Raw genomic sequence first — 26,496 nt, forward strand, 5'->3', positions numbered from 1 at the left:
CATCAGAATTGTTGCAATAATCTCGCGATTTCGAGGCTCTGACAAACGAGTCTTTTTCGAACAATGATTTAGTTGAACTCAATCATCATGGATCAACTGCCATCCCTTTCGGCGCTGCGCGCCTTCGAAGCCTCCGCCCGGCACCTGAGCATGACGCTTGCCGCAAACGAGCTGCATGTGACGCCGGGTGCCATCAGCCTGCAGATCCGCGACCTCGAAAGCGCGCTCGGCGTGCGGCTTTTCGAGCGCCGGGCACGCAGCCTCGCCTTAACGACTGATGGAGCCGAATATTTCGCGACGATGCGGACGGCTTTCCGGCTCATCCGAGAGGCAACGGCGGCTCTCGCAATGCGCTCCAAGGATACAGTGCTGACCCTTACCTGCACTGCCGGCTTTGCCACACATTGGCTGGTGCCGCGGCTGCGACGCTTCGAGGAGGCGCATCCCGATATCGATCTGCGCATCAGCGCTTCCTACCGCATCATGGACTTCCACCGAGATGGGATCGACATCGCCATTCGTCACGGCCTCGGCGGCTACGAGGGGCTGGCAAGCGAGAGATTCCTCGATGACGAATATGTTCCGGTCTGTACGCCGGAGATGGCGGCGGCACTCGGCCCCTCCCCTGCGGTCAACGATCTCGCCACACTGACGTTGATCCACGATGTCTATCGGCGCGACTGGGAGCTCTGGCTGCAGGCCGTCGGGGCGACGCAGGTGGATGCCATGCATGGGCCGGTCTTCACGGACGGCATGGGTGCCTACCACGCCATGAAAGCAGGTCTCGGCATCGCCTTGATGCGCCGGTCCTTCGTGGAGCAGGAACTGGCTGAAGGCACGCTCGTTGCGCCCTTCCCGACCGGATTTGCGAGCGCACTCGCCTATCATCTCGTCTATCAGCCGGGTGCGCTGGAAAGGCCGGCAATCGCGGCGCTGCGGGCCTGGCTGTTTTCCGAGGTCTCGCGCACGACGCCGCCGGCGTAGCCGTGCTTTCGTTCCGGCTATCATCCCAAAAGAAACGGCCGGCGATCAAGCCGGCCGTAGACTGTATAGTGAAGCCGATCGGTCGGCTTATTCGTTGATGAGGCGCTTCAGCAGCTCGATCTCATGCGACAGCTTGCTATCGCCGGAAATCAGTTCCTCGATCTTGCGCACCGCATGCAGCACGGTCGTGTGGTCACGACCACCGAAGCGACGGCCGATCTCCGGGAAGGAGCGCGGCGTGAGCGTCTTCGACAGATACATGGCGATCTGGCGCGGCTTGACGATGACGCGCGTGCGGCGGTTCGAGACCAGTTCCTGGCGCGAGACATTGTAGTGACGTGCAACGATGCGCTGGATGTCCTCGATGCGGACACGGCGCGGTTCGCCGGAACCAACCAGATGCGCAAGCAGCTCGTCGACACGCTCAACCGTCAGGTTCGGCTCGAAGGAGCGACGGAAGATGAGCTGGTTGAAGGCTCCTTCCAGCTCGCGGCCGCTGGCGGTCACATTGCGGGCGACATGCGAGAGGATCTCCGCCGGTATTTCCAGCGACGGATCGTCCTGACGGGCAGCATCGAGGCGGCGCTTGAGGATCTCAAGGCGCATTTCATAGTCCGGTGCCTCGACTTCGATCGCCACGCCGCCCTGCAGGCGCGAACGCACGCGCGGGTCGAGCGATTCCAGCTCCCAGGGAGCGCGATCAGCAGCAACGACGACCTGCTTGGCACTGTCGAGCAGCATGTTCAGGAGATGGCAGAACTCGTGCTGGATCATCTTGCCCTGCAGGAACTGCATGTCGTCGATGATGAGCAGGTCGATGTTGCGTAGCGAGTCCTTCAGCGTCAGCGCGTCATTGTCGCGGATCGCGGTTGCGAAGCGCCACATGAAGTATTCCGCCGTCAGATAGACGACCCGCAGGCCGCGCGGGTTCTGCACGGCTGCATTGGCGATCGCCTGCAGCAGATGAGTCTTGCCGAGACCGACCGTTGCATGGACGAAGAGCGGGTTGAAGCGCACCGCGCCGGAGCCGGCTTCAGCGATAGTCTTAGCCGCTGCCAGGCTAACACGGTTCGAGCCGCCTTCGACGAAAGTATCGAAAGTGAAGCGGGAATCGAGCGGAGAGCCGAAAAGCGGCGCACCTGCCGTTGCGGGCCGCGCAGCCGCAGCTGCACCCACGGCCTGGGCAACAACCTGACCGGCTGGCTGAGCGACGGCGCGACGGATCGGAGCGACAGCCGCTTGATCCGGCACGGCCGGCTGCTCGTCGGCGCATGGCTTCGCGCCCTGCCGGGTCGCAGTGCGCACCAGAATTTCGACTTTGAGTATCTCGGCATCCTCAGCCTGGAACAGGCTGGTAATCAGGTCGAGATAGCGATTGTTGATCCATGACTTCAGAAAAGTCGTCGGGACCGTGAGACGAACGACGCTCTTCGATACCGAATGAAGCTTGAGCCGCGCAAACCAGCTGGCATAGACATCGGGTCCGACCTGAGCTTTCAAGCGCGCGCTGACGCGCTCGAACAAATTACTTTGCGCCACGTCACCCTTTTCCCCCGCCGCTTCTAAGCAAACCGCACCGAACGCCTGCGCATTGTCCCCATTTTCCAACGCACCCGTCGTCCTCGTATGTATCTGCATATAGTGCCGCCTTCCACAGTCTCTTTATAGGGCGAGAGCACTTCACTGCCGCCCTTGGTTCTTCGCCATGGCATGACGGTCACGCTCGTTGTCTCAAGCTGCGCCGCATACCGGTTCATCAGCCACGCCCGGCCAGCGGGCTTTACAGAAGCACTGTGGCGAAAACCGCTCTTCAAAGCTGTTCTCGTCCCGGCGTCTGTAACCGGAGCATCAATCGGCCCTCGTATTCCGACTGAATGCCCCGACGGCTGTCAATTTTTCTCCCCTCCCTGCAGCCACGCCAATAAATTGGGCCGCAAAGGACAGACAAGCTTCCTCGTTCCGCAAGCGCTGCCGCTTCCGGTTTTTACTCGTCAACTGTTTGAAAAAACGAAACTGAACTGCTCCGTTACAAGAGACAAAACCACCCACACCGTCCTAAGCGACGATGTTTGCCGAAGCTGTTTAAGGTGAGATCCGCGCCCCTTGTTGAAAAGCATTTAGGCAGGATCGAAGGCAGATATCAACGATGAATTTTACACAAAATTAAGAGGCAGCCATTGACTCGGGAGGTCATTTTTGACTGTCACAAGCCCTTCAAAAAAGAATCGCTGTTGAATCAAAGAGATTCCTGCCGAGCGCGATTCCCACAGCTTTCAAAAGAAAAAAAATAAAAAATCCCTTGACTCAGTTGTGAGCCGGCAATGCGTCATGCAGATCACCCAGCGCTGGGATATCCTGCCGCAAGCCCTTGTTTCCAAAGGTATATTTCTGTCACGTCAATGACATGATCGGCCGGCCATTTTTGGCAATGCGGCATTTTTTTGGCCGAATCCAAAAAGCCCGGCGCGAGGGCCGGGCTTAACTCTAACGATTAAATCGTTAACGAAAGATTATGCAGTCGGGGCCGAAAGAGCCTTCACACGCTTGGCAAGACGCGAAACCTTGCGGGAAGCGGTGTTGGCGTGAAGCACGCCCTTGGTGGCTGCGCGAGCCAGCTCCGGCTGAGCAGCAACGAAAGCTGCCTTTGCGCGATCTGCATCACCCGATGCGATGGCTTCTTCGACCTGGCGAACGAACGTGCGAACGCGCGAGCGACGAGCCTTGTTGACATCGGTGCGGCGGGCGATCTTGCGGGTCGCTTTTTTCGCCGAGGTAGTATTGGCCATGTATGCCTCTCTTAGAATTCGAACAAAACTCCATCGTTGCAGCGCGGGCCCTGCGGCCACTTCATCCAGCAATGCGGGAGCAATTGCGGAAAACCAGAGCGGCTTTCCAAACTGTGGCGGGCATATAACCGGAATGAGCCGCGGCGTCAACGCGGATTCTCGCCAAACCCGCGTAATTCCTCAATCCCGGCCCCTAGCGGTTCTTGAAGGACGGCTTGCGCTTCTCGACGAAGGCCGCCATGCCCTCCTTCTGATCCTCCGTGGCAAACAGGCTATGGAACAGGCGGCGCTCGAACCGCAGTCCCTCCTCGAGCGTGGTTTCGAAAGCCCGGTTGACCGCTTCCTTGGCCATCAGCACCGAAGGCCGCGACAGCGATGCGATCTTGGCGGCGGCGGCCAGCGCCTCGTCCAAGAGCTTGTCTGCCGGCACGACGCGCGCCACGAGACCTGCACGCTCCGCCTCTGCCGCATCCATCATCCGGCCGGTCAACACCAGATCCATCGCCTTCGCCTTGCCGACGGCACGTGTGAGTCGCTGGGAGCCGCCCATGCCGGGAATGACGCCGAGCGTAATTTCCGGCTGGCCGAATTTGGCGGTTTCCGAAGCGATGATGAAATCGCACATCATCGCCACTTCGCAGCCGCCGCCGAGCGCAAAGCCGCTGACCGCCGCGATGACGGGCTTGCGGGCATTGGCGATCTCGGCCCAGCCGCTGAAGAGGTCATTCTTATAGGCGTCGACGAAATCGAGCGACTGCATTTCCTTGATATCGGCGCCGGCGGCAAAGGCTTTTTCCGAACCGGTGAGCACGATCGCTCCGATGGCATCATCGAGATGAAAAGCGGCATAGGCCTGCTTCAGCTCGGAGAGGACGGTTGAGTTCAGCGCATTCAGCGCCTGCGGCCGATTGATCCTGACGAGACCGACGGCACCATGTGTTTCGACGATGAGGGTTTCGTAAGCCACTTCTCTCTCCCGTTAAATCAGCTTTGGCCCTTTAAAACAGCTTGGCCCTTCAATCAGCCCTGGCAGGAGGCGCAGTAGAAAGAAGAGCGCCCCGCCTGGACGATGCGGCTGACCGTACCGCCGCAACCGGGCGTACTGCAAGGCTGCGCCTCACGATCATAGACGGAAAAGGAATGCTGGAAATAGCCGAGCGAACCGTCCGTCTGAATATGATCGCGCAACGACGAGCCACCTGCGGCGATCGCATCGGCAATGACCTCCCGGATCGCCTCGACCAGCGTCAGCAGCGCTTCGGTCGGCTTGCCGGTATCCGTAACCAGCGTGCCAGCGGCGCGCAGCGGCGACAGGTGGGAGCGCCACAGCGCCTCGCACACATATATATTGCCAAGGCCGGCGATATTCTTCTGGTCGAGCAATGCGCTTTTCAGTGGCTGCGCCTTGCCAAGAAAACGCTTAGCCAGGTAATCAGCGCCGAGTTCATTACCCGTGGGTTCCGGACCGAGATCGCGGAAGAAGGGATGCGTGGCCATATCGGCCCGCCTGACGATGTCCATGAAGCCGAAGCGGCGCGGGTCATTATAGATGACGCGCGCATTGCCGCTGCCGGCTGTCAGATGGAAGACGACATGATCGTGTTTCTCGTCCTTGGAGCGTGGATGATGGAAGGTTCCGGGTGTCTCCGCCGCCCCTGCCTCCACCCGGAACGAGCCGGACATGCCGAGATGCGCGATGATGGTCTTGCCATCTTCCAGATCGATCAGCAGGTACTTGGCGCGGCGCGACAGCGACGTGATGCCGCGGCCCGAAACATGCCGGGCGAAATCGGCGGGGAAAGGAAAGCGCAGATCGTTGCGGCGCAGTTCCAGTTCCCTGAGAACAGCACCTTCCATGGAGGGCGCCAGCCCGCGTCTGACCGTTTCGACCTCTGGTAATTCCGGCATGGCTATCCATCTTTATGTTTCAACCGCTTATGATCTGGGCTATAGCCCAAAGCATCGCGGCTGGTGATCTGGCTGATGAGATAGCGTGGCAATCGCGATTTCGCTATGGTCCGCCGCGGAATACTGCATAATTCCTTGGATCGGAATCGATCTAAAATTGAAATTATGTAGACGATTTAATGTGTTACGGCGACCTTGCGCATCACATATGACGCGCGGCGCTGTAGCGTAACGGAGTTGAGCCGATGGCAGAAAGCCGCACCTCCGCCGATGGCGGCATGGAAACATCCTATGGCTTCCGCGAAGTGGCCGATGGCGAAAAGCAGGGCCTCGTCAACGAGGTGTTCCATAAGGTCGCCAAGCGCTACGACGTCATGAACGACGTCATGTCCATGGGCATGCATCGCGCCTGGAAGGATGCGATGGTTGCGGCGCTCAACCCCCGCAAGGATCCGTCCTATAGGCTGCTCGACGTGGCGGGCGGCACGGGCGATATCGCTTTTCGCATCGTGGAAGCCTCGAACCGGCTCGCGCATGCGACCGTGCTCGACATCAACGGCTCGATGCTTGCCGTCGGCGCCGAGCGCGCGGAAAAGAAGAAGCTTTCGGACAACCTCACCTTCGTCGAGGCGAATGCCGAGGAACTGCCCTTCGAGCCGAATTCCTTCGACGCCTATACGATCGCTTTCGGCATCCGCAACGTGCCGCGTATTGATGTCGCGCTGAAGGAAGCCTATCGCGTGCTGAAGCGCGGCGGCCGGCTGCTCGTGCTCGAATTCTCCGAAGTCGATCTGCCGCTGCTCGACCGCGTTTACGACGCCTGGTCCTTCAACGCCATTCCGAAATTCGGCAAGGCGATCACAGGCGATGCCGAGCCCTATCAGTATCTGGTGGAATCGATCCGCAAGTTCCCGAACCAGCAGGACTTCGCGACGATGATCCGCGAGGCCGGCTTCTCGCGCGTGAGCTTCACCAATTATACCGGCGGCATCGCCGCGCTGCACTCCGGCTGGAAGCTCTGAAGCATGATGTCAAGCCATGCGATGCGGCTTATGGCCTCCGCTTTCCGAGACCTTGAGGCTCTATCTTTTTGTTTTGACGCAATTCCTGACGAAAAACCGCTACGCACTTTTCCTGGAACTGCTCTATGAGTGCTTTCAGCGCATATTTCGGCCTGATCCGGGTCGGCTGGGTGCTCGTGCGCGAAGGCGTGGTCATGGCGCTGCCGTCGGAAGGGTTGCCACCCTCCGTCAGCCTCGCCAAATCCTTCGTCAGCATCTTTGCGCGCAGGAAGGCGAAGAGCCAGGCGCGTAGCGACCGGCTGGCGCAGGCGGTGGAACGGCTCGGCCCCTCCTATGTGAAGATCGGCCAATTTCTGGCGACCCGGCCCGACGTCGTCGGTGTCGACATGGCAAACGACCTGTCGAAGCTTCAGGACCGGATGGCCTTCTTCCCGCATGAGACTGCAACCGCAGCCATCGAGTCTTCGCTTGGCCGGCGGATCGACGATCTCTATGCCAGCTTCGGCGAGCCGATTGCAGCAGCTTCGATAGCACAGGTACATCCGGCGGAGGTCGACACGGCCGAAGGCCGCAAGCGCGTTGCCGTCAAGGTGATACGGCCGGGCGTGCGCCAACGTTTTTCCAACGATATCAGAGCGATGTATCTCGTCTCGCGGCTGCAGGAGCGTTTCATGCCTTCCAGCCGTCGTCTTCGGCCGGTGGAAGTGACGAAGACGCTCGAGCAGACCACGAAGGTCGAGATGGATCTGCGGCTGGAAGCGGCCGCGCTCTCGGAAATTGCCGAAAATACCGAGAAGGATCCGGGCTTCCGCGTTCCGAAGGTGGATTGGGAACGCACGGGGCGCGACGTCATCACCATGGAGTGGATCGACGGCGTGAAGATGTCCGACGTCGAGGGGCTGAAGGCCGCCGGCCACGACCTCAACATGCTCGCCGACGCGCTGATCCAGTCCTTCCTCCGCCATACGCTGCGCGACGGCTTCTTCCATGCCGACATGCATCCCGGCAACCTCTTCGTCGATGCGGCCGGCATGATCGTCGCCGTCGACATGGGCATTGTCGGCCGTCTAGGCAAGAAGGAGCGCCGCTTCCTCGCCGAAATCCTCTACGGCTTCATTACCCGCGACTATGTCCGCGTCGCAGAGGTGCATTTCGAGGCCGGCTATGTGCCCGCCCATCACAATACAGAGAGCTTCGCCCAGGCCATCCGCGCGATCGGCGAGCCGATCCATGGACAGCCGGCCGAGACGATCTCCATGGGCAAGCTTCTGACCCTGCTGTTTGAAGTGACCGAACTCTTCGACATGGAAACACGGCCCGAACTGGTGATGCTGCAGAAGACCATGGTGGTGGTCGAGGGCGTGTCGCGCATGCTCAATCCGCGCTTCAACATGTGGAAAGCATCGGAACCGGTGGTCGGCGACTGGATCCGCACCAATCTCGGCCCCAAGCGGATCATGACCGACCTGAAGGACGGCTTGAAGGCCGCGGTGAAGCTTGCCGAAGCGGCACCCGAAATCGCCGCCAAGACCGAGAAGTTCCATCACGAACTCCTGCACATGAGCGAAAACGGCCTGCGCTTCGATCCGCAGACGGCGGAAGCGATCGGCAAGGCTGAAGCCAAGCACAGCCGCTCCGGTCGTTTCGCGCTATGGGTGATTGCGCTGACGCTGCTCTACATCGCCTGGCATGTGAGCTAACCCGCAAAGCCCACCGCGTTTCGTCGAAGTGCTGGACCCGCGCAAACACAGAGTTGCGCGGCGGCTGAACTCGCTCCAAAATTTAGTCCTATGCCGTCTATCGAGGTGTTCGCCATTTGGGATATCCCATTGGCGATAAGGCTCGCATAGCCTTGCGAAAAAGGAGAACAAAAGACATGGAGCGTCAGAGAGCCGGCATCGAACTCACCGGGCAACCCCTTGGGTTCAGCGACCTGGTGCGGATCGGGGCGGGTGTCGCCCTGCCCTCGGCATCGGAAACCGGCATGGCGCGGGTGCGGCTGGCGCGCAGCGTTCTTGAAAGCACGATCCAATCCGGCATGCCCGTCTATGGCTCCACCACCGGCGTCGGCGCCATGAAGGATGTCGAGTGGTCTCCCGAAGATCTCGATGCCTTCAATCTCGGCCTCGTGCGCGCCCATCACTTCGGCACCGGCGCACCCTTTTCCATGTCGGTCGTCCGCAATGCCATGGCGATCCGGGTCAACACTGCTCTCACCGGCCAGGTCGGATGCTCGCAGGAACTGATCCAGGCCTATCTGCAGCTTCTCAGCGCCGACGTCATTCCCGTCGTCCGCCGCACCGGCTCGATCGGCTGCGCCGATATCGGCCTGATGGGGCAGATCGGCGCAGTTCTGACGGGCGTTGGTGAAGCAGTCTATCGCGGCCGTCGCATGCAGGCGGCCGATGCCTTCGATGCTGCCGGCATCGCTCCCGTAAGGATGATGCCGCGCGACAGCCTCGCTTCGCTCAGCGTCAATGCCGTCAGCTTTGCGGCCGCTGCCGAGACAACCCGCAATGCCGCCGCGTCGATCCGCGTCCTGCTTGCGACCGGTATGATGGCGGCCGGCGCGCTCGGCGCTTCGCGCGATCCCTGGATTTCGGTGCGCCATGTCGGCACTGCCCGCGAAGCTCTGATCGGCGCTTGGCTCTGCAATGCCTCGGACGAATGGCCCTGGCCGGTCGCAACCCATGTGCAGGACCCGCTGAGCCTGCGCATGATTGCCCAGGTCTTTGGCGCCGTCATCGAAAACCTGCTCACGGCAGGCCACAAGATCCTCGCCGCCACCGGCCGTTCGGACGACAATCCTGTCATCGTCGACGGGCGTGTGATGACCTCGGGTGGCTCCCTTCCGCTGGATGTCACCGTGCTTCTCGAAGCAGCCGTCATCTGCATGGCCCACGCCGCGCGCAATGCCTTCAATCGCTGCGTCCTGCTCGGCAATGGTCAGCGTCGCGGCCTGCCGGTCAATCTCGTTCCGGAAGGAAAGATCGCGACCGGTTTCGGCCCGATCATCAAGCTGGCAGGCGAAATCTTCTCGCGCGTTCTGTCCATGTCCAATCCGGTCTCGGCCCAGTCGCTGGTAGTTGCCGCCGGGATGGAAGACGAGGCTGCCTTCCTGCCGCTCGTCATCGAGCGTTTCGAGCGGCAGATGCGGGCGCTGAAACGCCTGGCGGCGCTCGAAGCGCTGTTGTCAGCCCAAGCCATGGATATTCTCGGCGACAAGCCGGAAGGTGTCGCGCGCATGCTCTACGACGTCGTGCGCAAACATGCGGATTTCTATGTCGTCGACCGTCCCCTTTCGGCCGAAGTCGAGGCGATCGAGGAGGAACTGGCCTCAGAGGCGTTCGTTTCGGAATTGATCGCCCATAAGCCCATCATCGCCTATGATGATTTCTTTGCGCTCGGCTCGCTGGAGCGGGTCGAAGAGCGGCTTTATCACGACACCGTTGCCATCTGAACCAACCGACCGGCGGAGAGAATGCACATGGCCGATTTCGATCTAGTTCTGCAAGGCACCGTGGTTTTGCCTGGACGCATCGTGGAAGCCGGCTATGTCGCCGTCAGCGACGGCAAGATCGCCGAGGTGGGCATCGGCGTGCCGCCGGCTGCCCGCGAGCGGCATCTACTCGGCAAGGCGCTGATCCTGCCTGGCGCGATCGACGCGCAAACCCACTCCCTGTCCCAGAAGGATCAGGAGGATTTCATCTGGTCAACGCGTTCGGCAGCCGCTGGCGGCGTGACCACCATCGTCGATATGCCCTATGACGAAGGCAATCTCGTCTGCTCGGCAGCATCGGTGAAGAAGAAGATCGACCATGCCGCGCCGCAATCGCGCGTCGACTTCGCCCTCTACGGCACGGTCGATCCCGAAGAAGGCCCGGCGCGTATCGCCGAGATGGTCGAGGCCGGTGTCGCCGCCTTCAAATTCTCCACCTTCGGTACCGATCCGAAGCGCTTTCCGCGCATTCCGCCTGCCCTGCTTGATGCCTGCTTCGCCGCAATCGCGCCAACGGGCCTGACCGCCGGCGTCCACAACGAGGATGACGAAGCGGTGCGCACCTATATGGAGCAGGTGAAGGTAAGCGGTGTTACCGACTACCGCGCCCACGGCCTTTCCCGCCCGCCAATTACCGAGCTTCTCGCCATGCATACGATCTTCGAGACGGGTGCAGATACCGGCTGCCCGGCGCATGTCGTGCATTGCTCGCTCGGCCGCGGCTACGACATCGCCCGCGCCTATCGCCGCGACGGCTTCGAAGCGACAGTCGAATGCTGCATCCATTACCTGACGCTCGACGAGGAAAACGATGTGCGGCGTCTCGGCGGCAAGGCGAAAATCAATCCGCCCATCCGCCCGCGCGCCGAAGTGGAAACCTTGTGGCGCAAAGTGGCGGAGGGCAATGTCTGGCTCGTCTCGACCGACCACGTCAGCTGGTCGGAAAACCGCAAGACCAATCCGGACATGCTGGCAAACGCTTCCGGCGTGCCGGGACTGGAGGTCATGGTGCCGCTCTTCGTCAAGGGTGCTCTGGAACGCGGCGTGCCGCTCACCTGGGCCGCGAAGCTGATGGCGGAAAACCCGGCCAGGCATTTCCGCCTCGACCACGTCAAGGGCGCGCTGACGCCGGGCAAGGATGCCGACATCGTCGTGCTGGAGCCGCGCGAAATGGTTTATGACGCAGCGGCGAGCGGCAACAACGTCGTCGGCTGGAGCCCCTATAACGGCATCCGCCTGCCCTGGACTGTGTCCGCCGCCTATCTTAGAGGCAAGCAGATTACCGAGGGACAGAAGGTGCTGGCCGAACCCGGCTCCGGCAGCTTTGTCCGTCCCTTGCCTCGCCAAATTCTTGCCGGAGATGCAGCCCGATGACCGACCCCAAGCGCCACAACCTGCCCGTCAACGCCGATCGTATCGCCGAGGATATCGATGCGCTCGCCGGCATCACCGATCCGGGCCATCCCTGGACACGCCGCGCCTTCTCCCCGCTTTTCCTTGAAGGGCGCGCCTATATCGACGCGCGGATGAAGGCGGCGGGGCTTGAGACCCGGATCGATGCCGCCGGCAATCTGATCGGCCGGCGCGCAGGCGCCAAGCCGGGCCTCGGCACGATCCTTGTCGGCTCGCATTCCGACACCGTTCCCGATGGCGGCCGCTTCGACGGCATTGCCGGCACGATCGCGGCACTTGAAGTCGCGCGCTCCTTGAAGGATCGCGGCATCGAACTCGACCACGATCTGGAGATCGTCGATTTCCTCGCCGAGGAAGTCAGCATCTTCGGCGTCTCTTGCATCGGCAGCCGCGGCATGACCGGACAGATTCCCGAGGCGTGGCTTTCCCGCATGAGCGGCGACCGCACGCTGTCGCAGGGCATTGCCGAAGTCGGCGGCGATCCTTCGGTGCTGCTCTCCCAGAAGCGCCCGGATCTCGCCGGTTTTCTGGAGCTGCATATCGAGCAGGGTCCGGTGCTGGAAGCCGAGAACAAGGATATCGGCATCGTCACCGCGATCGCCGGCATCACCCGCATCGAAATCACCGTGGAAGGTCGCGCCGATCACGCCGGCACGACGCCGATGGATCGCCGCGCGGATGCGCTGGTGGCGGCCTCGCGATTGGTCCTTGACATTCGCCAACGCGCCGCCGAGCAGGCAAAGACGCCGGGCCATTTCGCCGCGACCGTCGGCGAATTCCGCATCGAGCCGAATGCCGCCAATGTCGTACCCTCGAAGGTCGTTCTGCTGATCGACGGCCGTGCCGAAATCCGCAGCGACATGGAGGATTTCCTCACCTGGATCGACGGCGAGGTGAAGACCATTGCCGCCGATTACGGCGTGACGATCAATACGCCGGTGCGCGTCTCCGACAACATGCCGACGCCGGGCGCGCCGGTGCTGCTCGAAACGCTCGAGCGCGCCTGCGAGACGGTCGGCGCCAAGCATCGCCGCATGGCCTCCGGCGCCGGCCATGACACGGCCTGGATCGCCAAGGTCGCCCCTGCCGCCATGATCTTCGTGCCCTGCAAGGAAGGCCGCAGCCATTGCGCCGAGGAGTGGGCCGAGAATGACGACATCGCCATGGGCGCCGCCGTTCTTTTCGAAGCGGTGCGCGACATGGATAAGAACCTCAAACAGAACCGGGAGTAGTCAATGGGACGCGTACTCGTTGCCAAGGATGTGGAAGCGGCCGTCAAGGGCGGCTCCGTTTACGCCGCAGGCGGTGGCGGCTGGGCCGATCACGGCCGCATGCTCGGCTATGCGGCCGTCAATGTCGGCAAGCCGGAGCTGGTGTCGATCGACGAGCTTAACGACAACGACTGGATCGCCACAGCTGCCGCCATCGGCGCTCCGGCCTCCACGACCCCCTGGGAAATGCAGGGCATCGATTACGTGAAGGCCGCGCAGCTGCTGCAGGACGAGCTTGGCGAGAAGCTTTCCGGCCTGATCATCGGCCAGAACGGCAAGTCCTCGACGCTGAACGGCTGGCTGCCATCGGCGATCCTCGGTACGAAGGTGGTGGACGCTGTGGGTGACATCCGCGCCCATCCGACGGGTGACATGGGCTCGATCGGCATGGCGGGTTCGCCTGAGCAGATGATCCAGACCGCCGTCGGCGGCAATCGCGCCGAGAATCGCTATATCGAGCTGGTCGTGAAGGGTGCGACGGCGAAGATTTCGCCGATCCTGCGCGCGGCCTCCGACCAGTCGGGCGGCTTCATCGCCTCCTGCCGCAACCCCTTGCGCGCTTCTTACGTCCGCACGCACGCGGCGCTCGGCGGCATTTCCATGGCGCTTTCGCTCGGCGAAGCGATCATCGAGGCGGAAAAGAAGGGCGGCAGTGCCGTCATCGACGCCATCTGCAAGACCACCGGCGGCCATATCCTGGCTGAAGGCATGATCACCAAGAAGGACGTCGTCTACACGAAGGAAGCCTTCGATATCGGCACAGTCACTGTAGGCTCAGGCGACAAGGCCGTCGTCATGCACGTGATGAACGAGTACATGGCCGTCGAGGATACCGGCGGCAAGCGGCTCGCGACCTTCCCCTCCGTCATCACCACGCTGTCGCCGGAAGGCGAGCCCTTGAGCGTCGGCCAGCTGCACGAGGGCATGAAGGTTTTCATCCTGCATGTGCCTATGGATATCATTCCGCTCTCTGCCAGCGTGCTCGACCCCACGGTCTACCCCTCCGTCGAAAAGGCGATGGGGATCGAAATCGCCAAATACGCGCTGGCCGGCAAGAAAGGCTGAAAAACGCAGGAGGCTTGAATGGCCCGTGATGCTGGTCTCGAGGAATTGCTGAGAGAGGAACTCGGGGAACGACCCGGGCTCAGCGGGAAAGCGATGTTCGGCGGCTGGGCCTTTCTGCTCAACGGTCATCTCCTATGCGGCGCCCGTGACGACGGGATGCTGATCCGCCTTGGCAAGGGCAACGATGCCTGGGCGCTGGAGCAGCATGACGTCAAAACCATGTTGATGGGCGGCCGCGAGATGAAGGGGTGGCTGCGTGCGGGGCCGGAAGCCTATGGCAACGACATGCTGCGCAAGCGGCTGCTTCTGGCCGCGCTGGACTTCGTCGAAGGCCTGCCGCCGAAATAGCCGGGCCACCGAAACAACAAAGAAAATAGGGAAGGGAAATCCATGCCGAAAGCCAATCCACGTCACCCGAAATTCCCCATTCCGGGCGGCCCGGAGCTGCGTGCCAAGGGTTGGCGGCAGGAGGCCCTGCTGCGCCTGCTCGAAAACGTGCTCTCGGTCGGCGAAGATCCCGACAACCTTGTCGTCTACGCAGCCCTCGGCAAGGCTGCCCGCAATTGGGCGGCGCATAAGGGCATCGTCAAGGCGCTGACCGAAATGGATGAGAACCAGACCCTGCTCATCCAGTCCGGCAAGCCGATCGGCCTCATCCGCACGCATGACAAGGCGCCGCTCGTCATCATGGCGAACTGCAACATCGTCGGGCAATGGGCGAAGGCCGAGGTGTTCTACGAGCTGCAGCGCAAGGGGCTGATCTGCTGGGGTGGCCTCACAGCCGGCGCCTGGCAGTATATCGGCAGCCAGGGCGTGATCCAGGGCACCTACGAAATCTTCATGCGCATCGCCGAGCGCCGGTTCGGCGGCGATCTCTTCGGTCGTTTCGTACTGACGGCCGGTCTCGGCGGCATGGGCGGCGCGCAGCCACTCGCCGGCCGCATGGCGGGTGCCGCGATCCTCTGCGTCGATATCGATGCGGAGCGCGCCAGGAAGCGCCAGGAAATCGGCTACCTGCAGGAAATCGCCCCGGACCTCGATTCCGCGCTGGCGATGATCGACGCGGCCGTCAAGGAAAAGCGAGCGCTTTCCGTAGGCCTCGTCGGCAATGCAGCCGAGATATATCCCGAGATTGCACGCCGCGGCATCGTGCCCGATATCGTCACCGACCAGACCTCCGCCCACGACCTCGTCTACGGCTACGTGCCGAAGGGCATGAGCCTCAGCCAAGTCAAGGATCTCCGCGACGACGGTCAGGGCCAGCTGATGGCAGCAAGCCGCGCCTCGATCGTTGAACATGTGAAGGCCATGCTGGACTTCCAGAAAAAGGGCTCCGAAGTCTTCGACAACGGCAATCTGATCCGCACGCAGGCGAAGGAAGGCGGCGTCGCCAACGCCTTCGATATCCCGATCTTCACCGAAGCCTATCTGCGCCCGCTCTTCTGCCGCGCCATCGGTCCGTTCCGCTGGATGGCGCTCTCGGGCGAGGAAAGCGACATTGCCCGCATCGACGATCTACTTCTGGAAATGTTCCCGGACAACAAGATCATCACCAACTGGATCAAGCTTGCCCGCGAGCACGTGCCCTTCGAAGGCTTGCCGGCCCGTATTGCCTGGCTCGGCCATGGCGAGCGCACCGCACTTGCCCGCCGTGTCAACGAACTTGTCGCAAGCGGCGAGCTCAAAGGTCCGATCGCGTTTTCACGCGACCACCTCGATGCCGGCGCCATGGCACATCCGAACATCATGACAGAGGGCATGAAGGATGGCTCCGACGCTATCGCCGACTGGCCGCTGATCGACGCCATGATGCTCTGCTCGTCCATGGCTGATCTCGTCGTCGTCCACTCCGGCGGCGGCGGCTATGCCGGCTATATGACGAGCTGCGGCGTCACCGTGGTCGCCGACGGCACGGCCGCCGCCGACGAACGGCTCGATCACGCGCTGACCAACGACACCGCGCTCGGCGTGATGCGCTACGCCGATGCCGGCTATGAGGAAGCGCTGGACGAAGTTGCGAAAAAGGATGTGCCCTATATCCGTTTGGGATAAGCGCGTCTGTTCTTACCCATTCTGAAAGACTATGGTCCCGGGCAATTCGTAACGACCTGTTGTACACGCAATTCCGGACGTAAAGCCGCTATAAGCTTTTCCCGGAATTGCTTTGGAGAGTTGCCCGTGATCCCCTGGACCCTGCTCGACACTGCGAAAATCCCTGGCGGCGGCGAGCTGCGCCTGAAGCAGCGCGGCCAGGAATTTTCCATCATGCTCGGCACCAACGAGCTGATGAATAGCCGCCTTTCCGGCTCTGAGCGCGCGCTTGCCACGCTTTCCTGCGAGAAGATCAAGGGCGTGAAGACGCCGCACATACTGATCGGCGGCCTCGGCATGGGCTTTACCTTGCGCGCGGCGCTTGGCGAACTCGGTGCGGACGCGAAGGTTACTGTCGCAGAACTGGTTCCGGCTGTTGTGACCTGGGCACGCGGGCCGATGGCGACGGTTTTCGACGGCTGCCTTGATGACCCGCGAGTCTCCATTCACGAGGGCGACGTGCGCCCGCTCATCCGCGCCCGCAAGGCGGCCTACGACGCCATTCTGCTCGATGTCGACAACGGCCCGGATGGCATTACGTCAGAGGCCAATGACGGGCTCTACGACTATCAGGGCCTCAAGGCAGCGCGCGATGCGCTGCGGCCCGGTGGAGTGCTCGCGGTCTGGTCTTCAGGACCTGACGAGCGTTTCACGAAACGCTTGCGCGACAGCGGCTTTGCAGCCGAAGTGGTCAATACGCGCGCCAACGGCAAGACAGGCGCGCGTCATGTCATCTGGCTGGCGGTGAAGGCCAGATCGTAACGCCTGGAATTGAAATCGCCGCGCCGTTGCTATATATCAATGTCATATCTCAAAGGAGTTATGGCATGGACACCGCAAAAATCTTCTGGTCCGGCCGCTCGCAGGCCGTACGCTTGCCGAAGGAATTCCGTATCGACGGCGAAGAAGTGCGCATCCGCCGGCAGGGAAATCAATCATTCTGGAGCCGATCGCGGAAGATTGGGATTGGCTGGAAGCGATCACTGGGCCGGTCGATCAAGACTTCGTGGAAGCGACCGAGGAAGAGCCGGCTGAGCAGCAGCGCCCCGAGCTGGATATTTTCAAGTGAAGTATCTGCTCGACAGCAATGCCGTCATCGCCTTGATGAAGGGACACTCCGGCTTCATGAGTGAACTTCGCAGACACAAACCGCAGGACTTTGCCATTCCGGCCATCGTTGCGCACGAACTGTTCTATGGCGCTTACAAAGGCCAGCGTGTTGCCGAGAACCTTGCGCGTGTGGAAGCTCTTCAGTTCGAGACGCTGGATTTCGACAAGGAAGATGCCCGTGTGGCCGGTGAAATTCGTGCTTCCCTTGGCACACCGATCGGCGCCTATGACGTTCTGATCGCAGGCCAGGCAATCGCCCGCGATCTGATCCTCGTGACGCACAATGTCAGGGAATTTCAGCGCATTCGACAGCTGCGTTTCGAGGACTGGGAGTCCTTGCCGAGCGGCTAGAGCATTTCCGCTTTTCTTCGAATCGCTGAAATGCTCCAGCTTATTATTCCTTTACGCATTCCGGACGGAAAACCGCTACGCACTTTTCCTGGAAATGCTCTAGAGATAGCGCGTTTCCTCCGGGGCATGATCGAAGCGATCGTCGCGGCCGTCGAAATATCCCACAGGAAGCGAGGCGAGTTCCTCGTCGGTCGTATCGTCCAGGCAGCTGACGCTAATCGCATAAAACTTGCCGCCGAGTGCAGGGTTTTCACCCCAGTTGAAGGAGCTGATGCCGCAGGTCTTGCAGAAGAGGTGATGCAGGATGCGCGGGCCGAACTGGTATTCGCCGATGCTGCCCTCGCCCGATGTCAGCCGGAAATCGGCGGGTGTGGCGACGGCCAGCCAATTGCGCTTCTTCTTGCAGATCGAGCAGTTGCATTTGAAGGTGCCGCCCTGCAGATCGAGATCGGCTTCGTAAGCGACGGCGCCGCAATGGCAGCTTCCATGATAGGTCTTCTTCATCACTCCAATCCTTCCCTTGAGGTGGCTTCTGCGTAGGCGACGTATTTGTCGAGAGCCTGCTCCCAGCCGCCGGTCTGCAATCTGAGTTCGGTATCGTCGGGCAGCTGGACCTTGCGGAAGACGAGGCGCGTCTTCTCGCCAAGCTCTTGAAATTCCACAGTCACCTGCATCGGGTGGCCGGGTTTTCCATCCTGATTCTCCCAGGCGAAGGTGAAGACGAGGCGCTCGGGCGGGGCGATCTCCAGATAGCGACCGTGGCTCCAATACTCCCTGCCCTCCTGCGTCAGAATGCAATGCCGCCAGGCGCCGCCCTCCCGCAGGTCGACGGAGACCGACGAGGCAGTCGTGGTCTGCGGTCCCCACCAGCGCATCAGATGTTCCGGCTCCGTCCAGAGGCGAAACAAGAGGGCGCGCGGCGCGGCAATATCGCGGGTCAGCACAATCTCGCGCGGTGGGCGCAAGCTGCCGCCCTCAGTTGCTGGGTTCATTCTTTCCTCCCTTTTGCAATAGTGCCGCGTAGGCTTCCAGGCGATCGAGATTGTCGTTCCAGAACTGGCGGTAACTCTCCAGCCAGTCATCCACCTGCCGGAGCGGCTTCGGCTCCAGCCGGCAGGGCCGCCATTGGGCCTCCCTCCCCTTCGAAATCAGGCCGGCCTTTTCCAGCACCTTCAGATGCTTGGAGACAGCGACCAGCGACATGTCGAAAGGTTTGGCCAGTTCGGAAACGGATGCCTCGCCATTCGCCAGCCGCGCCAGGATTGCCCGGCGGGTCGGGTCAGCCAAGGCGGAAAGGGTAGTGCTCAATGTGTCCATGGAATTTCGTAAACCAAGTAGTTAATTAACTTATTGGTTTAATATAAGCCGCAACAATGCTCTGTCAAGAAGCGCCGGCCGACGAGCAATCTCAGGAAATTTTGTTGGATACTTCGATCAGATTCTGATCCGGATCTCGGAAATAGACCGAGAGAATGGGACCGGTTGCGCCCGTCCGGCGCACGGGACCTTCCTTGATCGCAACGCCCTCAGCCGTGAGGTGAGCGATGATGTCATCGAGCGGCGTGGTGCTGATGAAGCAGAGATCGGCGGAGCCCGGTGTCGGCCGCTCGGCCTTCGGCTCGAACTCATGTCCTGCGCGGTGCAGGTTGATCTTCTGATTGCCGAAGGTCAGGGCCTTGCGGCCCTCTCCGAAGGTTTCGACACTCATGCCGAGGACACGGTCATAGAAATCGCAGCTCTCATCGATGCTCGCGACCGTGAGCACCAGATGATCGAGATGGTCGATGCGGATCATGGCGGCCTCCGGTCTCAACGACGCGCCAGCCTAGCAACGGCAAGAGCGCTGACGAGGCATAGTGCCAGCATGATGAGGATGAAGGCAACCACGGCATTCCAGCCATCGGCAAGCCAGAAGTAGCCGCCGAGCGAACCGGCGATGCTGGAGCCGAGATAATAGGCCAGCAGGTAAAGCGAGGAGGCGTGCCCCTTGAAGCCGCGGGCGAGCCGCCCCACCAACGCACTGGCGACGGAATGCGCCATGAAGAAGCCGATCGTCACCAGAACGATGCCGAGAATGATCAGCGGCAGCGAGCTGGAGAGCGTCACCGCCGCCCCAAGCGCTGCGATCAGCACGCCAATCGGTAGCACGATGAAATGGCCGATGCGATCACCAAGCAGGCCCGCGGCCCAGGAGGCGACGATGCCGAAGAGATAGGCGGTGAAGATCAGGCCCAGCTCGGTCTGGCTGAGATTATAAGGCGCGGCGACCAGGCGGAAGCCGGCATAATTATAGACCGTGACGAAGGAGCCCATGACAAGGAAGGCGATGGCAAAGAGAAATGGCAGCGCCGGATTGCCGAAGTGGCCGCCCCAGGCCTTTACGTGAAAGCCGGCATCGAAGCCCTTGCGCGGGGTGAAATTGCGCGACGGCGGTAGCAGATAAAGGAAGCCGACGGCGGCGATCAGGCCGAGAATGCCGACCGTTGCCAGCGCCGGTCGCCAGCTCAGATATTCCGCGATCGTACCCGTCACGACGCGCCCGGCCATGCCGCCAAAGGCGTTGCCGGCGATATAGAGGCCCATCGCACCGCCAAGGCCGCGCGGCTCGATCTCTTCGGCCAGATAAGTCATGGCGACGGCGGGGACGCCGCCCAGAAGGAAGCCCTCAAGCGCACGAACAGCGAGCAGCATGTGCCAGCTCGGAGACACCGCGCAGACGATCGTACAGATGGCCGCGCCGAGCAGCGATATGAACATCAAACTGCGCCGGCCAAGGCTTTCGGAAACGGCCGCGGCGCCGAAGATCGCAAAGGCCAGGAAGCCGGTCGAAAGCGACAGCGACAGCGAGCTTGCGGCGGGCGTGACACCGAAATCCTGAGAGAAGATCGGCATCAGCGGCTGCACGCAATAGAGCAGCGAGAAGGTGGCAAAGCCAGAGAGAAACAGCGCGATGGTCGCGCGGCGGAAGGCGGGCGTGCCGCGCGTCAGGAATTGGCGAGACTCGGCCGGCGGCTCGCTCCTGACGAGTGTCAATTCGGGACTGGACGGAACTTCGGAAGCAGTGATTGCCTGCTGTCTAGCGGCGCGAAACATGGGGGCACCCAACCTTTCTTGCCCCGGAATCTAGTCAGGTCCGCTTCATTAGTCCAATATATGGAACAGGCGATCTCAATAGCTTTTGGAGATAGCGATGGAGCTACGTCATATCCGCTATTTTCTGGCGCTTGCGGAAGTGGGGAATTTCACCCGCGCGGCCGCCAATCTCGGCATCGGCCAGCCGCCGCTCAGCCAGCAGATCCGGGATCTGGAAAACGAGGTTGGCGCGCAACTGTTCCACCGTGTTCCGCATGGTGCGGAGCTGACGGCTGCCGGCGAGGCTTTTCTGGCCGAAGCGCGAACGGCAATCGACGCGGCGGAAAAGGCAAAGCTTGCCGCCCAGCGCGCCAATCGCGGCGAGATCGGCCGCCTCTCACTCGGCTTCACCGCATCCTCCGCCTTCAACACCATCGTCACATCAACCATCCGCGAGTTTCGGGGTCACTGGCCGGAGGTGCGGCTATCGCTGACCGAGATGAACACCAATGCGCTGATGGAGCGGCTGATGCGCGGCGAGATCGACGCGGCCTTCATCAGACCGGGCCTCGAAGACCCTAGGGACGTACGCCTGAAACGCTTTGCCGACGAGCCGATGCTGATTGCGCTGCCGGCCCATCATCCATTGGCGAAAAAGGAGCGCGTGCCAATTGCGGCGCTGGCTGGCGAGCCCTTCATTCTCTTTCCGCGCATGGTAGGTCTCAGCCTTTATGACGATATCGTCGGGGCTTGCCGCGAGGCGGGCTTCGAGCTGGTGGTGACGCAGGAAGCGCCGCAGATCCCCTCCGTCGTCAATCTCGTCGCCGCCAATCTCGGTGTTTCCATCGTTCCTGCTTCGATTGCGCAGATCAAGCTCGACGGCGTCGCATATCGTCAGATCGATGGGCCGCCGGTCGTGGCGCGTCTCGGCCTTGCCAGTCTTAAGGCGCAGAAATCGCCCGTCATCGCCAATCTTATGAGCCTGATTGCTTAGTTACGTGCCCCGCTCCCAATAGGGCGGATCGCCAAAGGCCTTCTTCAGATGATCGGCCATCGCGCGGAGCTTGGCCGAGGGATTTCGCCCCTCCGGATGGGCCATGAAAATGAATTCCGGCTCGGGCCGATAGCCGACATCGATTTCGACAAGCCGCCCTTGCTTGACCGAGGGGTCAGCGATGAAGGCCGGCAGCAACGCAATGCCGAGCCCGGCGATCGCTGCATCGTGAAGGACATCGCCGTTGTTGACGCCGAGTGCCAGCTTCGCACGAATGACGACAGCGCCATCCGGCCCCTCGAAACGCCAGTCGGCGACGCCGCGGTTGGTATAAAAAATACCGCGATGATCTTCGAGATCGGAGAGCGATGCGGGTTTGCCCTGACGGCTGAGATAATCCGGCGATGCCACGAGAAGACGGCGGCTGCGGGCGAGCTTCCATGCGACAAGGCGCGAGTCGGCAATCAGGCCGTGGCGAATGATCGCGTCATAGCCATCCGAGGCGGCATCGACCCGGCGGTCGTCGAGATCGAGCGTCAGTTCGATCTGCGGATGCTCGGCAAGAAACGGATAGAGGGCCGGCCCCAGATGCAGGCGCCCGAAGGTGACGGGCGCGGCGATGCGCAGCGGCCCCATCAATGTACCTCGCCGTTCGGCGAGATCGGCGGCGGCCTCGCGAACCTCCTGCGCGATGCGGGTCGCGCGCTGCAGAAAGGCGGTGCCATCCTCCGTCAGGGTCAGCTTACGCGTGGTACGGTGAAGCAGGGTTGCCCCCAGCGCCTTCTCCATATCCGACAGGCGCTCGCTGACGACGGATTTCGACAGGCGCAGGCGCCGTGCCGCCTCGCTGATCGAACCGGCCTCTGCTACGGTCACGAATGTTACGATCCCCTCGATTTTCAACATCGTTCGGCGATTCCGAATTCGAATTCCATTATTTACAGACTAATCCGAACGATCGGAAAAGGCCATCTTCCGTGTATCGGACAAACCGAAAGACACATCCTCACACAGGAGATGGAACAATGAACCGCTTGAATGGAAAAGTCGCAATCGTCACCGGTGCCAGCTCCGGCATCGGCCGCACCACGGCAAAGCTCTTCGCAGCCGAAGGCGCAAAAGTTGTCGTCGGCGCTCGCCGCGCCGCAGAGCTGGAAAGCCTTGCCGCCGAGATCAAGGCTGTCGGCGGTGAAGCCGCCGTACTGGCCGGCGATGTGCGCTCGGAAGACTACCACAAGGCGCTGGTCGCCCTTGCGGTCGAGCGCTATGGCAAGCTCGATATTGCCTTCAACAATGCCGGCACGCTCGGCGAGGCCGGTCCGAGCACCGAGGTTTCGGAGGCAGGCTTTGCCGATGCGCTGGCAATCAACCTCACCGCGTCGTTTCTCGCCGCCAAGCACCAGATTGGTGAAATGGTTAAGCACGGTGGCGGTTCCGTGATCTTCACGTCGACCTTTGTCGGCTACACTGTCGGCTTCCCCGGCGTTGCCGCCTATGCCGCCAGCAAGTCCGGCCTGATCGGCCTGACGCAAGCACTCGCCGCCGAATTTGGCCCACAGAATGTGCGCGTCAACGCCATCCTGCCAGGCGCGGTCGATACAGATATGTACCGTGAAATGAACGACACCGCCGACAAGCAGGCTTTCATCACCAATCTGCATGCGCTGAAGCGCGTTGCCGGCCCGGAAGAGATTGCACGCTCGGTCCTCTACCTCGCCTCCGATGACGCAAGCTTCGTCAGCGGTACTGCTTCGCTCGTCGACGGTGGTCTGTCGATCACGCGGACCTGAGCGGGCGTTTTGCCGACGCGATTATCGCGCCGGCAACGTCGGAATACGGACATCATCCCGCAAGCAAGAAATGGGTGCGGGATCATGTCGTCGGAATGCTTTGAATGGATGAGAAAGGCCGCAGATCTTACTTCCCTTCGGCCCTTCCACTCAGAACATCGTATTGTTGTTCTTCGACGTCTCGGGGATCGGCTGGACAGAATCCCAATGCTCCTGGATCTTGTTGTCTTCGACGCGGAATATATCGACGATGGCGCTGCCGCGATCGCCCGGCTGGCGAATGGCATGGACGCGCAGAATCACATAATCGCCGTCGACCATCACGCGCTTGATCTCGCTTTTCGACTGCGGATAGTTCTTCTTCAGGTATTCGAGGAAGCCACGCAAGCCTTCGGGACCATCGGCGGCCATCGGATTGTGCTGGATGTACTTGCCGAGATATTTGGAGGCCGCGTCGAAATCCTTGTCGTTCAGCGCCTTCTGATAGAAATCCAGAACGATCTCCTTGTTCTTCTGCTCTTGCGGCGAATAGGCGCGCTCGGCAAAGGCCGGCATGGCAGCGGCCAGGATTGGCAGGGCGATCATCGCGACTTTCATCAGTTTCAAGGCGTTGCTCCTTTGGTCGTTAACGTGTTCACCTTTGTCGAGACCAAGGGTACGCGCAAATGACAAGGGCGTGAGGGCGATGTGATCGTCTGCCGGAAATGGCAAGAAAGGACAGCTCACAACCGCAATGAGAGAATGCCGCGATTGCCTATGACACGCCAAAGGCTTAGGCTTGCGAGCAAAAGAACAGGCGACGGGTTCAGGCATGGTTCTCGCAGGAAAGCGCATCCTTCTCATCATCTCCGGCGGGATCGCGGCCTATAAGAGCCTCGATCTCATCCGCCGGCTGCGCGAACGCGGCGCGAGTGTGCGGCCCGTCATGACATCGGGCGCGCAGGAGTTCATCACGCCGCTTGCCGTGGGAGCTCTCGCTGCCGACCATGTCTTCACCGATCTGTTTTCGCGCCAGGATGAGCAGGATGTCGGCCATATCCGGCTGGCGCGCGACTGCGATCTCGTGCTGATCGCGCCGGCGACGGCCGATCTGCTCGCCAAGATGGCGAACGGGCTGGCGGACGATCTTGCCTCGACCATATTGCTTGCCACGGACCGGCCTGTGCTCGCCGCCCCCGCCATGAACCCGAAGATGTGGGCGCATCCGGCGACGAAGCGCAATGTCGAGACGCTGCGTGGCGACGGTATCGCCTTCGTCGGTCCGATGACGGGCGAGATGGCAGAAAGCGGCGAGAGCGGCGCAGGCCGGATGGCCGAACCGCTCGATATCGTCGCAGCCATAGAGCGTCGACTGGATAACGGCGCGAAGCCGCTTGCCGGCAAGAAGGTGATCGTCACCTCGGGGCCGACACATGAGCCGATCGACCCGGTGCGCTATATCGCCAACCGCTCATCGGGACGGCAGGGCCACGCAATTGCGGCAGCGCTTGCGGCGCTCGGCGCTGACGTGACCCTCGTCTCCGGCCCGGTCACCATACCCGATCCGGTTGGCCTCAAGGTCGTGCATGTCGAGCGGGCGGACGAGATGCGCGACGCAGTACTTGCGGCCCTTCCCGCCGATATCGCCGTGATGGTGGCGGCGGTCGCGGACTGGCGCGTCGCCTCGGCATCCGACCAGAAGATCAAGAAGCATCCGGGCGAGTCGATCCCGACGCTGGCCCTGACGGAAAACCCCGACATTCTGAAGACGGTCGGCCACCACACGCAGCGGCCGAAACTCGTCGTCGGCTTTGCCGCCGAGACGCAGGATGTCGAGAGCAATGCCCGCGCGAAGCTGGAGCGCAAGGGTGCCGACTTCATCGTCGCCAACGACGTCTCACCCGCGACCGGCATCATGGGCGGCACACACAACCGCGTGAAGATCATCAGCCACCATGGCGTCGAACAGTGGCCCGATCTCGATAAGGATGAGGTGGCCGTACGGCTCGCGGCACTGATCGCAGCTCAGTTTACGCAGGAATAGCGGCTATCGGCTGGCGCTCTGCGGCTGCTCGCTCTTCCGGCTGGAAGGGCGTGACGTTGACGCCGGCATCATCGATCATGACGGCGCTGCCATCGGGGATCTCGCGCCAGGCGTCGACATCGTCGTTCAGCGGTTCGGAAACCAGACAATTGCCTGACCCGACGGGCGAGGCATAGAGCGTCGGCGCCTTGCGGTCGGTCGCATAGCGGATGGCATAGAGCGACTTGCCGTCGGAGAATGCTGCCGTGAAGCGCACCAGCACCGAGCCAGTCAGATGCAGCGACAGCCCCTCGACAAAGCCGATGGCTTTTGCCATCGCGGCGATCGGATTGGTGGTCATGCCGAACTGTATCGCAAGCAGGAAGAGCAGTTCGGAATCGGTGGTGCCGCTGCGGGCATGGAACAACCGGTCGTCAAGCATGGCTTCCATCGGCCGGCGCAGGCGGTCGAAATTGGAAATCTGGCCATTGTGCTGGAACGACCAGTTCTCGAAGACGAAGGGATGGCAATTGTCGCGCCGCGTGCCGCCGCCGGTGGCGGCGCGGACATGGGCGAGGAAGAGCGGCGAACGGATCTGCCGCGCCAGGCTCTTCAGATTGCAATCGGACCAGGCCGGCAGGATATCGCGATAGCGGCCAGGCTCCGGCCGATCGCCATACCAGGCGATGCCGAAACCATCACCGTTGGTCGCCGTCTTGGCGCGCGTGGCGCAATGGGATTGTTCGATCAGGGAATGGGCAGGCGAAGACACCAGCTCCTCCAGATAGAGGGGGTCTCCACGATAGGCTGCCCAGCGACACATGCGTCTTTCTCTCCGATTCCCGCTGTCTTCCTGTCCCGCGGGAGAATGGCAAATCTTGGACGATTGTTTATGCAGAATGGGTAATAAAGTCTTAATTTTCCATGCCGCGATCTGCAACATGACAGATATTTGACGCTTCGTCCGATCACGTTTCGCATCGCAACATTTTCTTCGTGAAGCCCGATGCCACAGGGCTTTGACCGGAGATTTGGCAACGGAAGAGATTTCGATGCGACAAGAAGTGTGAAGCGCCAATGGATCGCCCCCCTTGCATCGGCCCGAATTTGAGCTACCTTTGGCTTGTCTGAAACGTAA

General features: G+C 61.5%; 26 protein-coding genes and 1 pseudogene. 15 read left to right on the forward strand and 12 right to left on the reverse strand.

Going from position 1 to position 26,496, the window contains the following annotated elements; translation table 11 throughout:
- The first annotated feature begins 87 nt into the window (after nt 1-87).
- A complete protein-coding gene (gcvA, locus tag AC13Q5_RS22475; RefSeq protein ID WP_488503195.1) occupies nt 88-984 on the forward strand; it encodes a transcriptional regulator GcvA in 897 nt (298 codons plus the stop codon).
- Between the two features lie 87 nt (nt 985-1,071).
- Here the strand turns inward: gcvA and dnaA are convergent, their stop codons facing one another.
- The 4 genes from dnaA to mutM all read right to left on the reverse strand — a co-directional run bounded on the left by dnaA (nt 1,072) and on the right by mutM (nt 5,678).
- Nucleotides 1,072-2,622 carry a chromosomal replication initiator protein DnaA gene (gene dnaA, locus AC13Q5_RS22480; protein ID WP_075855438.1) on the reverse strand — a complete coding sequence of 517 codons (1,551 nt, stop codon included), beginning with the start codon at nt 2,620-2,622 and terminating at the stop codon, nt 1,072-1,074.
- 872 nt (nt 2,623-3,494) lie between these two features.
- Nucleotides 3,495-3,770 carry a 30S ribosomal protein S20 gene (rpsT, locus tag AC13Q5_RS22485; protein WP_004108374.1) on the reverse strand — a complete coding sequence of 92 codons (276 nt, stop codon included), beginning with the start codon at nt 3,768-3,770 and terminating at the stop codon, nt 3,495-3,497.
- A 193-nt stretch (nt 3,771-3,963) separates the two neighbouring features.
- A complete protein-coding gene (locus AC13Q5_RS22490; RefSeq protein ID WP_075855439.1) occupies nt 3,964-4,737 on the reverse strand; it encodes an enoyl-CoA hydratase in 774 nt (257 codons plus the stop codon).
- 53 nt (nt 4,738-4,790) lie between these two features.
- On the reverse strand, nt 4,791-5,678 hold the full coding sequence (mutM, locus tag AC13Q5_RS22495; protein WP_075855440.1) for a bifunctional DNA-formamidopyrimidine glycosylase/DNA-(apurinic or apyrimidinic site) lyase: 888 nt from the start codon (nt 5,676-5,678) through the stop codon (nt 4,791-4,793).
- A 245-nt stretch (nt 5,679-5,923) separates the two neighbouring features.
- Between mutM and ubiE the strand changes: the two genes are divergently transcribed.
- The 11 genes and pseudogenes from ubiE to AC13Q5_RS22550 all read left to right on the forward strand — a co-directional run bounded on the left by ubiE (nt 5,924) and on the right by AC13Q5_RS22550 (nt 17,500).
- Complete coding sequence (gene ubiE, locus AC13Q5_RS22500) at nt 5,924-6,700, forward strand: bifunctional demethylmenaquinone methyltransferase/2-methoxy-6-polyprenyl-1,4-benzoquinol methylase UbiE (RefSeq protein ID WP_488503196.1); 777 nt, start codon at nt 5,924-5,926, stop codon at nt 6,698-6,700.
- Between the two features lie 125 nt (nt 6,701-6,825).
- Nucleotides 6,826-8,400: a 2-polyprenylphenol 6-hydroxylase gene (ubiB, locus tag AC13Q5_RS22505; protein WP_075855442.1), complete on the forward strand. Its 1,575-nt coding sequence runs from the start codon at nt 6,826-6,828 to the stop codon at nt 8,398-8,400.
- 176 nt (nt 8,401-8,576) lie between these two features.
- Entirely contained in the window at nt 8,577-10,160 is a 1,584-nt protein-coding gene (locus tag AC13Q5_RS22510; RefSeq protein ID WP_075855443.1) for an aromatic amino acid lyase, read from the forward strand.
- Nucleotides 10,161-10,187: 27 nt separating this feature from the next.
- Entirely contained in the window at nt 10,188-11,573 is a 1,386-nt protein-coding gene (gene ertD / locus AC13Q5_RS22515; RefSeq protein WP_488503197.1) for a hydantoin-5-propionate amidohydrolase, read from the forward strand.
- A complete protein-coding gene (locus AC13Q5_RS22520) occupies nt 11,570-12,844 on the forward strand; it encodes a Zn-dependent hydrolase (RefSeq protein ID WP_488503198.1) in 1,275 nt (424 codons plus the stop codon). The genes ertD and AC13Q5_RS22520 overlap by 4 nt, the downstream gene beginning before the upstream one ends.
- Before the next feature lie 3 nt (nt 12,845-12,847).
- Nucleotides 12,848-13,948 (forward strand): thiohydantoin desulfurase, encoded by a 1,101-nt coding sequence (ertC, locus tag AC13Q5_RS22525; protein WP_075855446.1) that lies wholly within the window; start codon nt 12,848-12,850, stop codon nt 13,946-13,948.
- Nucleotides 13,949-13,966: 18 nt separating this feature from the next.
- A complete protein-coding gene (locus AC13Q5_RS22530; protein WP_075855447.1) occupies nt 13,967-14,296 on the forward strand; it encodes a TfoX/Sxy family protein in 330 nt (109 codons plus the stop codon).
- A gap of 42 nt (nt 14,297-14,338) precedes the next feature.
- Entirely contained in the window at nt 14,339-16,000 is a 1,662-nt protein-coding gene (gene ertB, locus AC13Q5_RS22535; RefSeq protein WP_174175691.1) for a thiourocanate hydratase, read from the forward strand.
- A gap of 126 nt (nt 16,001-16,126) precedes the next feature.
- A complete protein-coding gene (locus AC13Q5_RS22540; protein WP_488503199.1) occupies nt 16,127-16,801 on the forward strand; it encodes a spermidine synthase in 675 nt (224 codons plus the stop codon).
- A 65-nt stretch (nt 16,802-16,866) separates the two neighbouring features.
- A pseudogene (vapB, locus tag AC13Q5_RS22545) lies at nt 16,867-17,108 on the forward strand (type II toxin-antitoxin system antitoxin VapB).
- Complete coding sequence (locus AC13Q5_RS22550) at nt 17,105-17,500, forward strand: PIN domain-containing protein (protein ID WP_488503200.1); 396 nt, start codon at nt 17,105-17,107, stop codon at nt 17,498-17,500. Before vapB ends, AC13Q5_RS22550 begins: the two are co-directional and overlap by 4 nt.
- 99 nt (nt 17,501-17,599) lie before the next feature.
- On the opposite strand, the gene AC13Q5_RS22555 is transcribed toward AC13Q5_RS22550, so the two are convergent.
- The 5 genes from AC13Q5_RS22555 to AC13Q5_RS22575 all read right to left on the reverse strand — a co-directional run bounded on the left by AC13Q5_RS22555 (nt 17,600) and on the right by AC13Q5_RS22575 (nt 20,593).
- On the reverse strand, nt 17,600-18,004 hold the full coding sequence (locus tag AC13Q5_RS22555) for a GFA family protein (RefSeq protein ID WP_488503201.1): 405 nt from the start codon (nt 18,002-18,004) through the stop codon (nt 17,600-17,602).
- Complete coding sequence (locus tag AC13Q5_RS22560) at nt 18,004-18,492, reverse strand: SRPBCC family protein (RefSeq protein ID WP_488503202.1); 489 nt, start codon at nt 18,490-18,492, stop codon at nt 18,004-18,006. The genes AC13Q5_RS22555 and AC13Q5_RS22560 overlap by 1 nt, the downstream gene beginning before the upstream one ends.
- On the reverse strand, nt 18,476-18,817 hold the full coding sequence (locus tag AC13Q5_RS22565) for an ArsR/SmtB family transcription factor (RefSeq protein WP_488503203.1): 342 nt from the start codon (nt 18,815-18,817) through the stop codon (nt 18,476-18,478). The genes AC13Q5_RS22560 and AC13Q5_RS22565 overlap by 17 nt, the downstream gene beginning before the upstream one ends.
- A 91-nt stretch (nt 18,818-18,908) precedes the next feature.
- Nucleotides 18,909-19,295: a VOC family protein gene (locus tag AC13Q5_RS22570; protein ID WP_488503204.1), complete on the reverse strand. Its 387-nt coding sequence runs from the start codon at nt 19,293-19,295 to the stop codon at nt 18,909-18,911.
- Between the two features lie 14 nt (nt 19,296-19,309).
- Complete coding sequence (locus tag AC13Q5_RS22575) at nt 19,310-20,593, reverse strand: MFS transporter (protein WP_488503205.1); 1,284 nt, start codon at nt 20,591-20,593, stop codon at nt 19,310-19,312.
- 97 nt (nt 20,594-20,690) lie between these two features.
- Between AC13Q5_RS22575 and AC13Q5_RS22580 the strand changes: the two genes are divergently transcribed.
- Nucleotides 20,691-21,566: a LysR family transcriptional regulator gene (locus tag AC13Q5_RS22580; RefSeq protein ID WP_488503206.1), complete on the forward strand. Its 876-nt coding sequence runs from the start codon at nt 20,691-20,693 to the stop codon at nt 21,564-21,566.
- On the opposite strand, the gene AC13Q5_RS22585 is transcribed toward AC13Q5_RS22580, so the two are convergent.
- Nucleotides 21,567-22,472, reverse strand: a complete 906-nt coding sequence (locus tag AC13Q5_RS22585) for a LysR family transcriptional regulator (RefSeq protein ID WP_457881070.1) — start codon at nt 22,470-22,472, stop codon at nt 21,567-21,569. It abuts the gene before it with no gap.
- A gap of 119 nt (nt 22,473-22,591) precedes the next feature.
- Between AC13Q5_RS22585 and AC13Q5_RS22590 the strand changes: the two genes are divergently transcribed.
- The gene (locus tag AC13Q5_RS22590) at nt 22,592-23,356 is read left to right on the forward strand and encodes an SDR family oxidoreductase (RefSeq protein WP_488503207.1); all 765 of its coding nucleotides are present in this window, start codon (nt 22,592-22,594) and stop codon (nt 23,354-23,356) included.
- 150 nt (nt 23,357-23,506) lie between these two features.
- On the opposite strand, the gene AC13Q5_RS22595 is transcribed toward AC13Q5_RS22590, so the two are convergent.
- The gene (locus AC13Q5_RS22595) at nt 23,507-23,953 is read right to left on the reverse strand and encodes a nuclear transport factor 2 family protein (RefSeq protein WP_208621578.1); all 447 of its coding nucleotides are present in this window, start codon (nt 23,951-23,953) and stop codon (nt 23,507-23,509) included.
- A gap of 214 nt (nt 23,954-24,167) precedes the next feature.
- On the opposite strand from AC13Q5_RS22595, the gene coaBC reads away from it, so the two are divergent.
- The gene (gene coaBC, locus AC13Q5_RS22600; protein WP_488503208.1) at nt 24,168-25,379 is read left to right on the forward strand and encodes a bifunctional phosphopantothenoylcysteine decarboxylase/phosphopantothenate--cysteine ligase CoaBC; all 1,212 of its coding nucleotides are present in this window, start codon (nt 24,168-24,170) and stop codon (nt 25,377-25,379) included.
- On the opposite strand, the gene AC13Q5_RS22605 is transcribed toward coaBC, so the two are convergent.
- Nucleotides 25,366-26,181, reverse strand: coding sequence for a class II glutamine amidotransferase (locus tag AC13Q5_RS22605; RefSeq protein ID WP_488503209.1), 816 nt, complete (start codon nt 26,179-26,181; stop codon nt 25,366-25,368). The genes coaBC and AC13Q5_RS22605 overlap by 14 nt on opposite strands.
- Nucleotides 26,182-26,496: the final 315 nt, after the last annotated feature.

The sequence above is a fragment of the Martinezella sp. CNPSo 3964 genome (genome assembly GCF_057784375.1).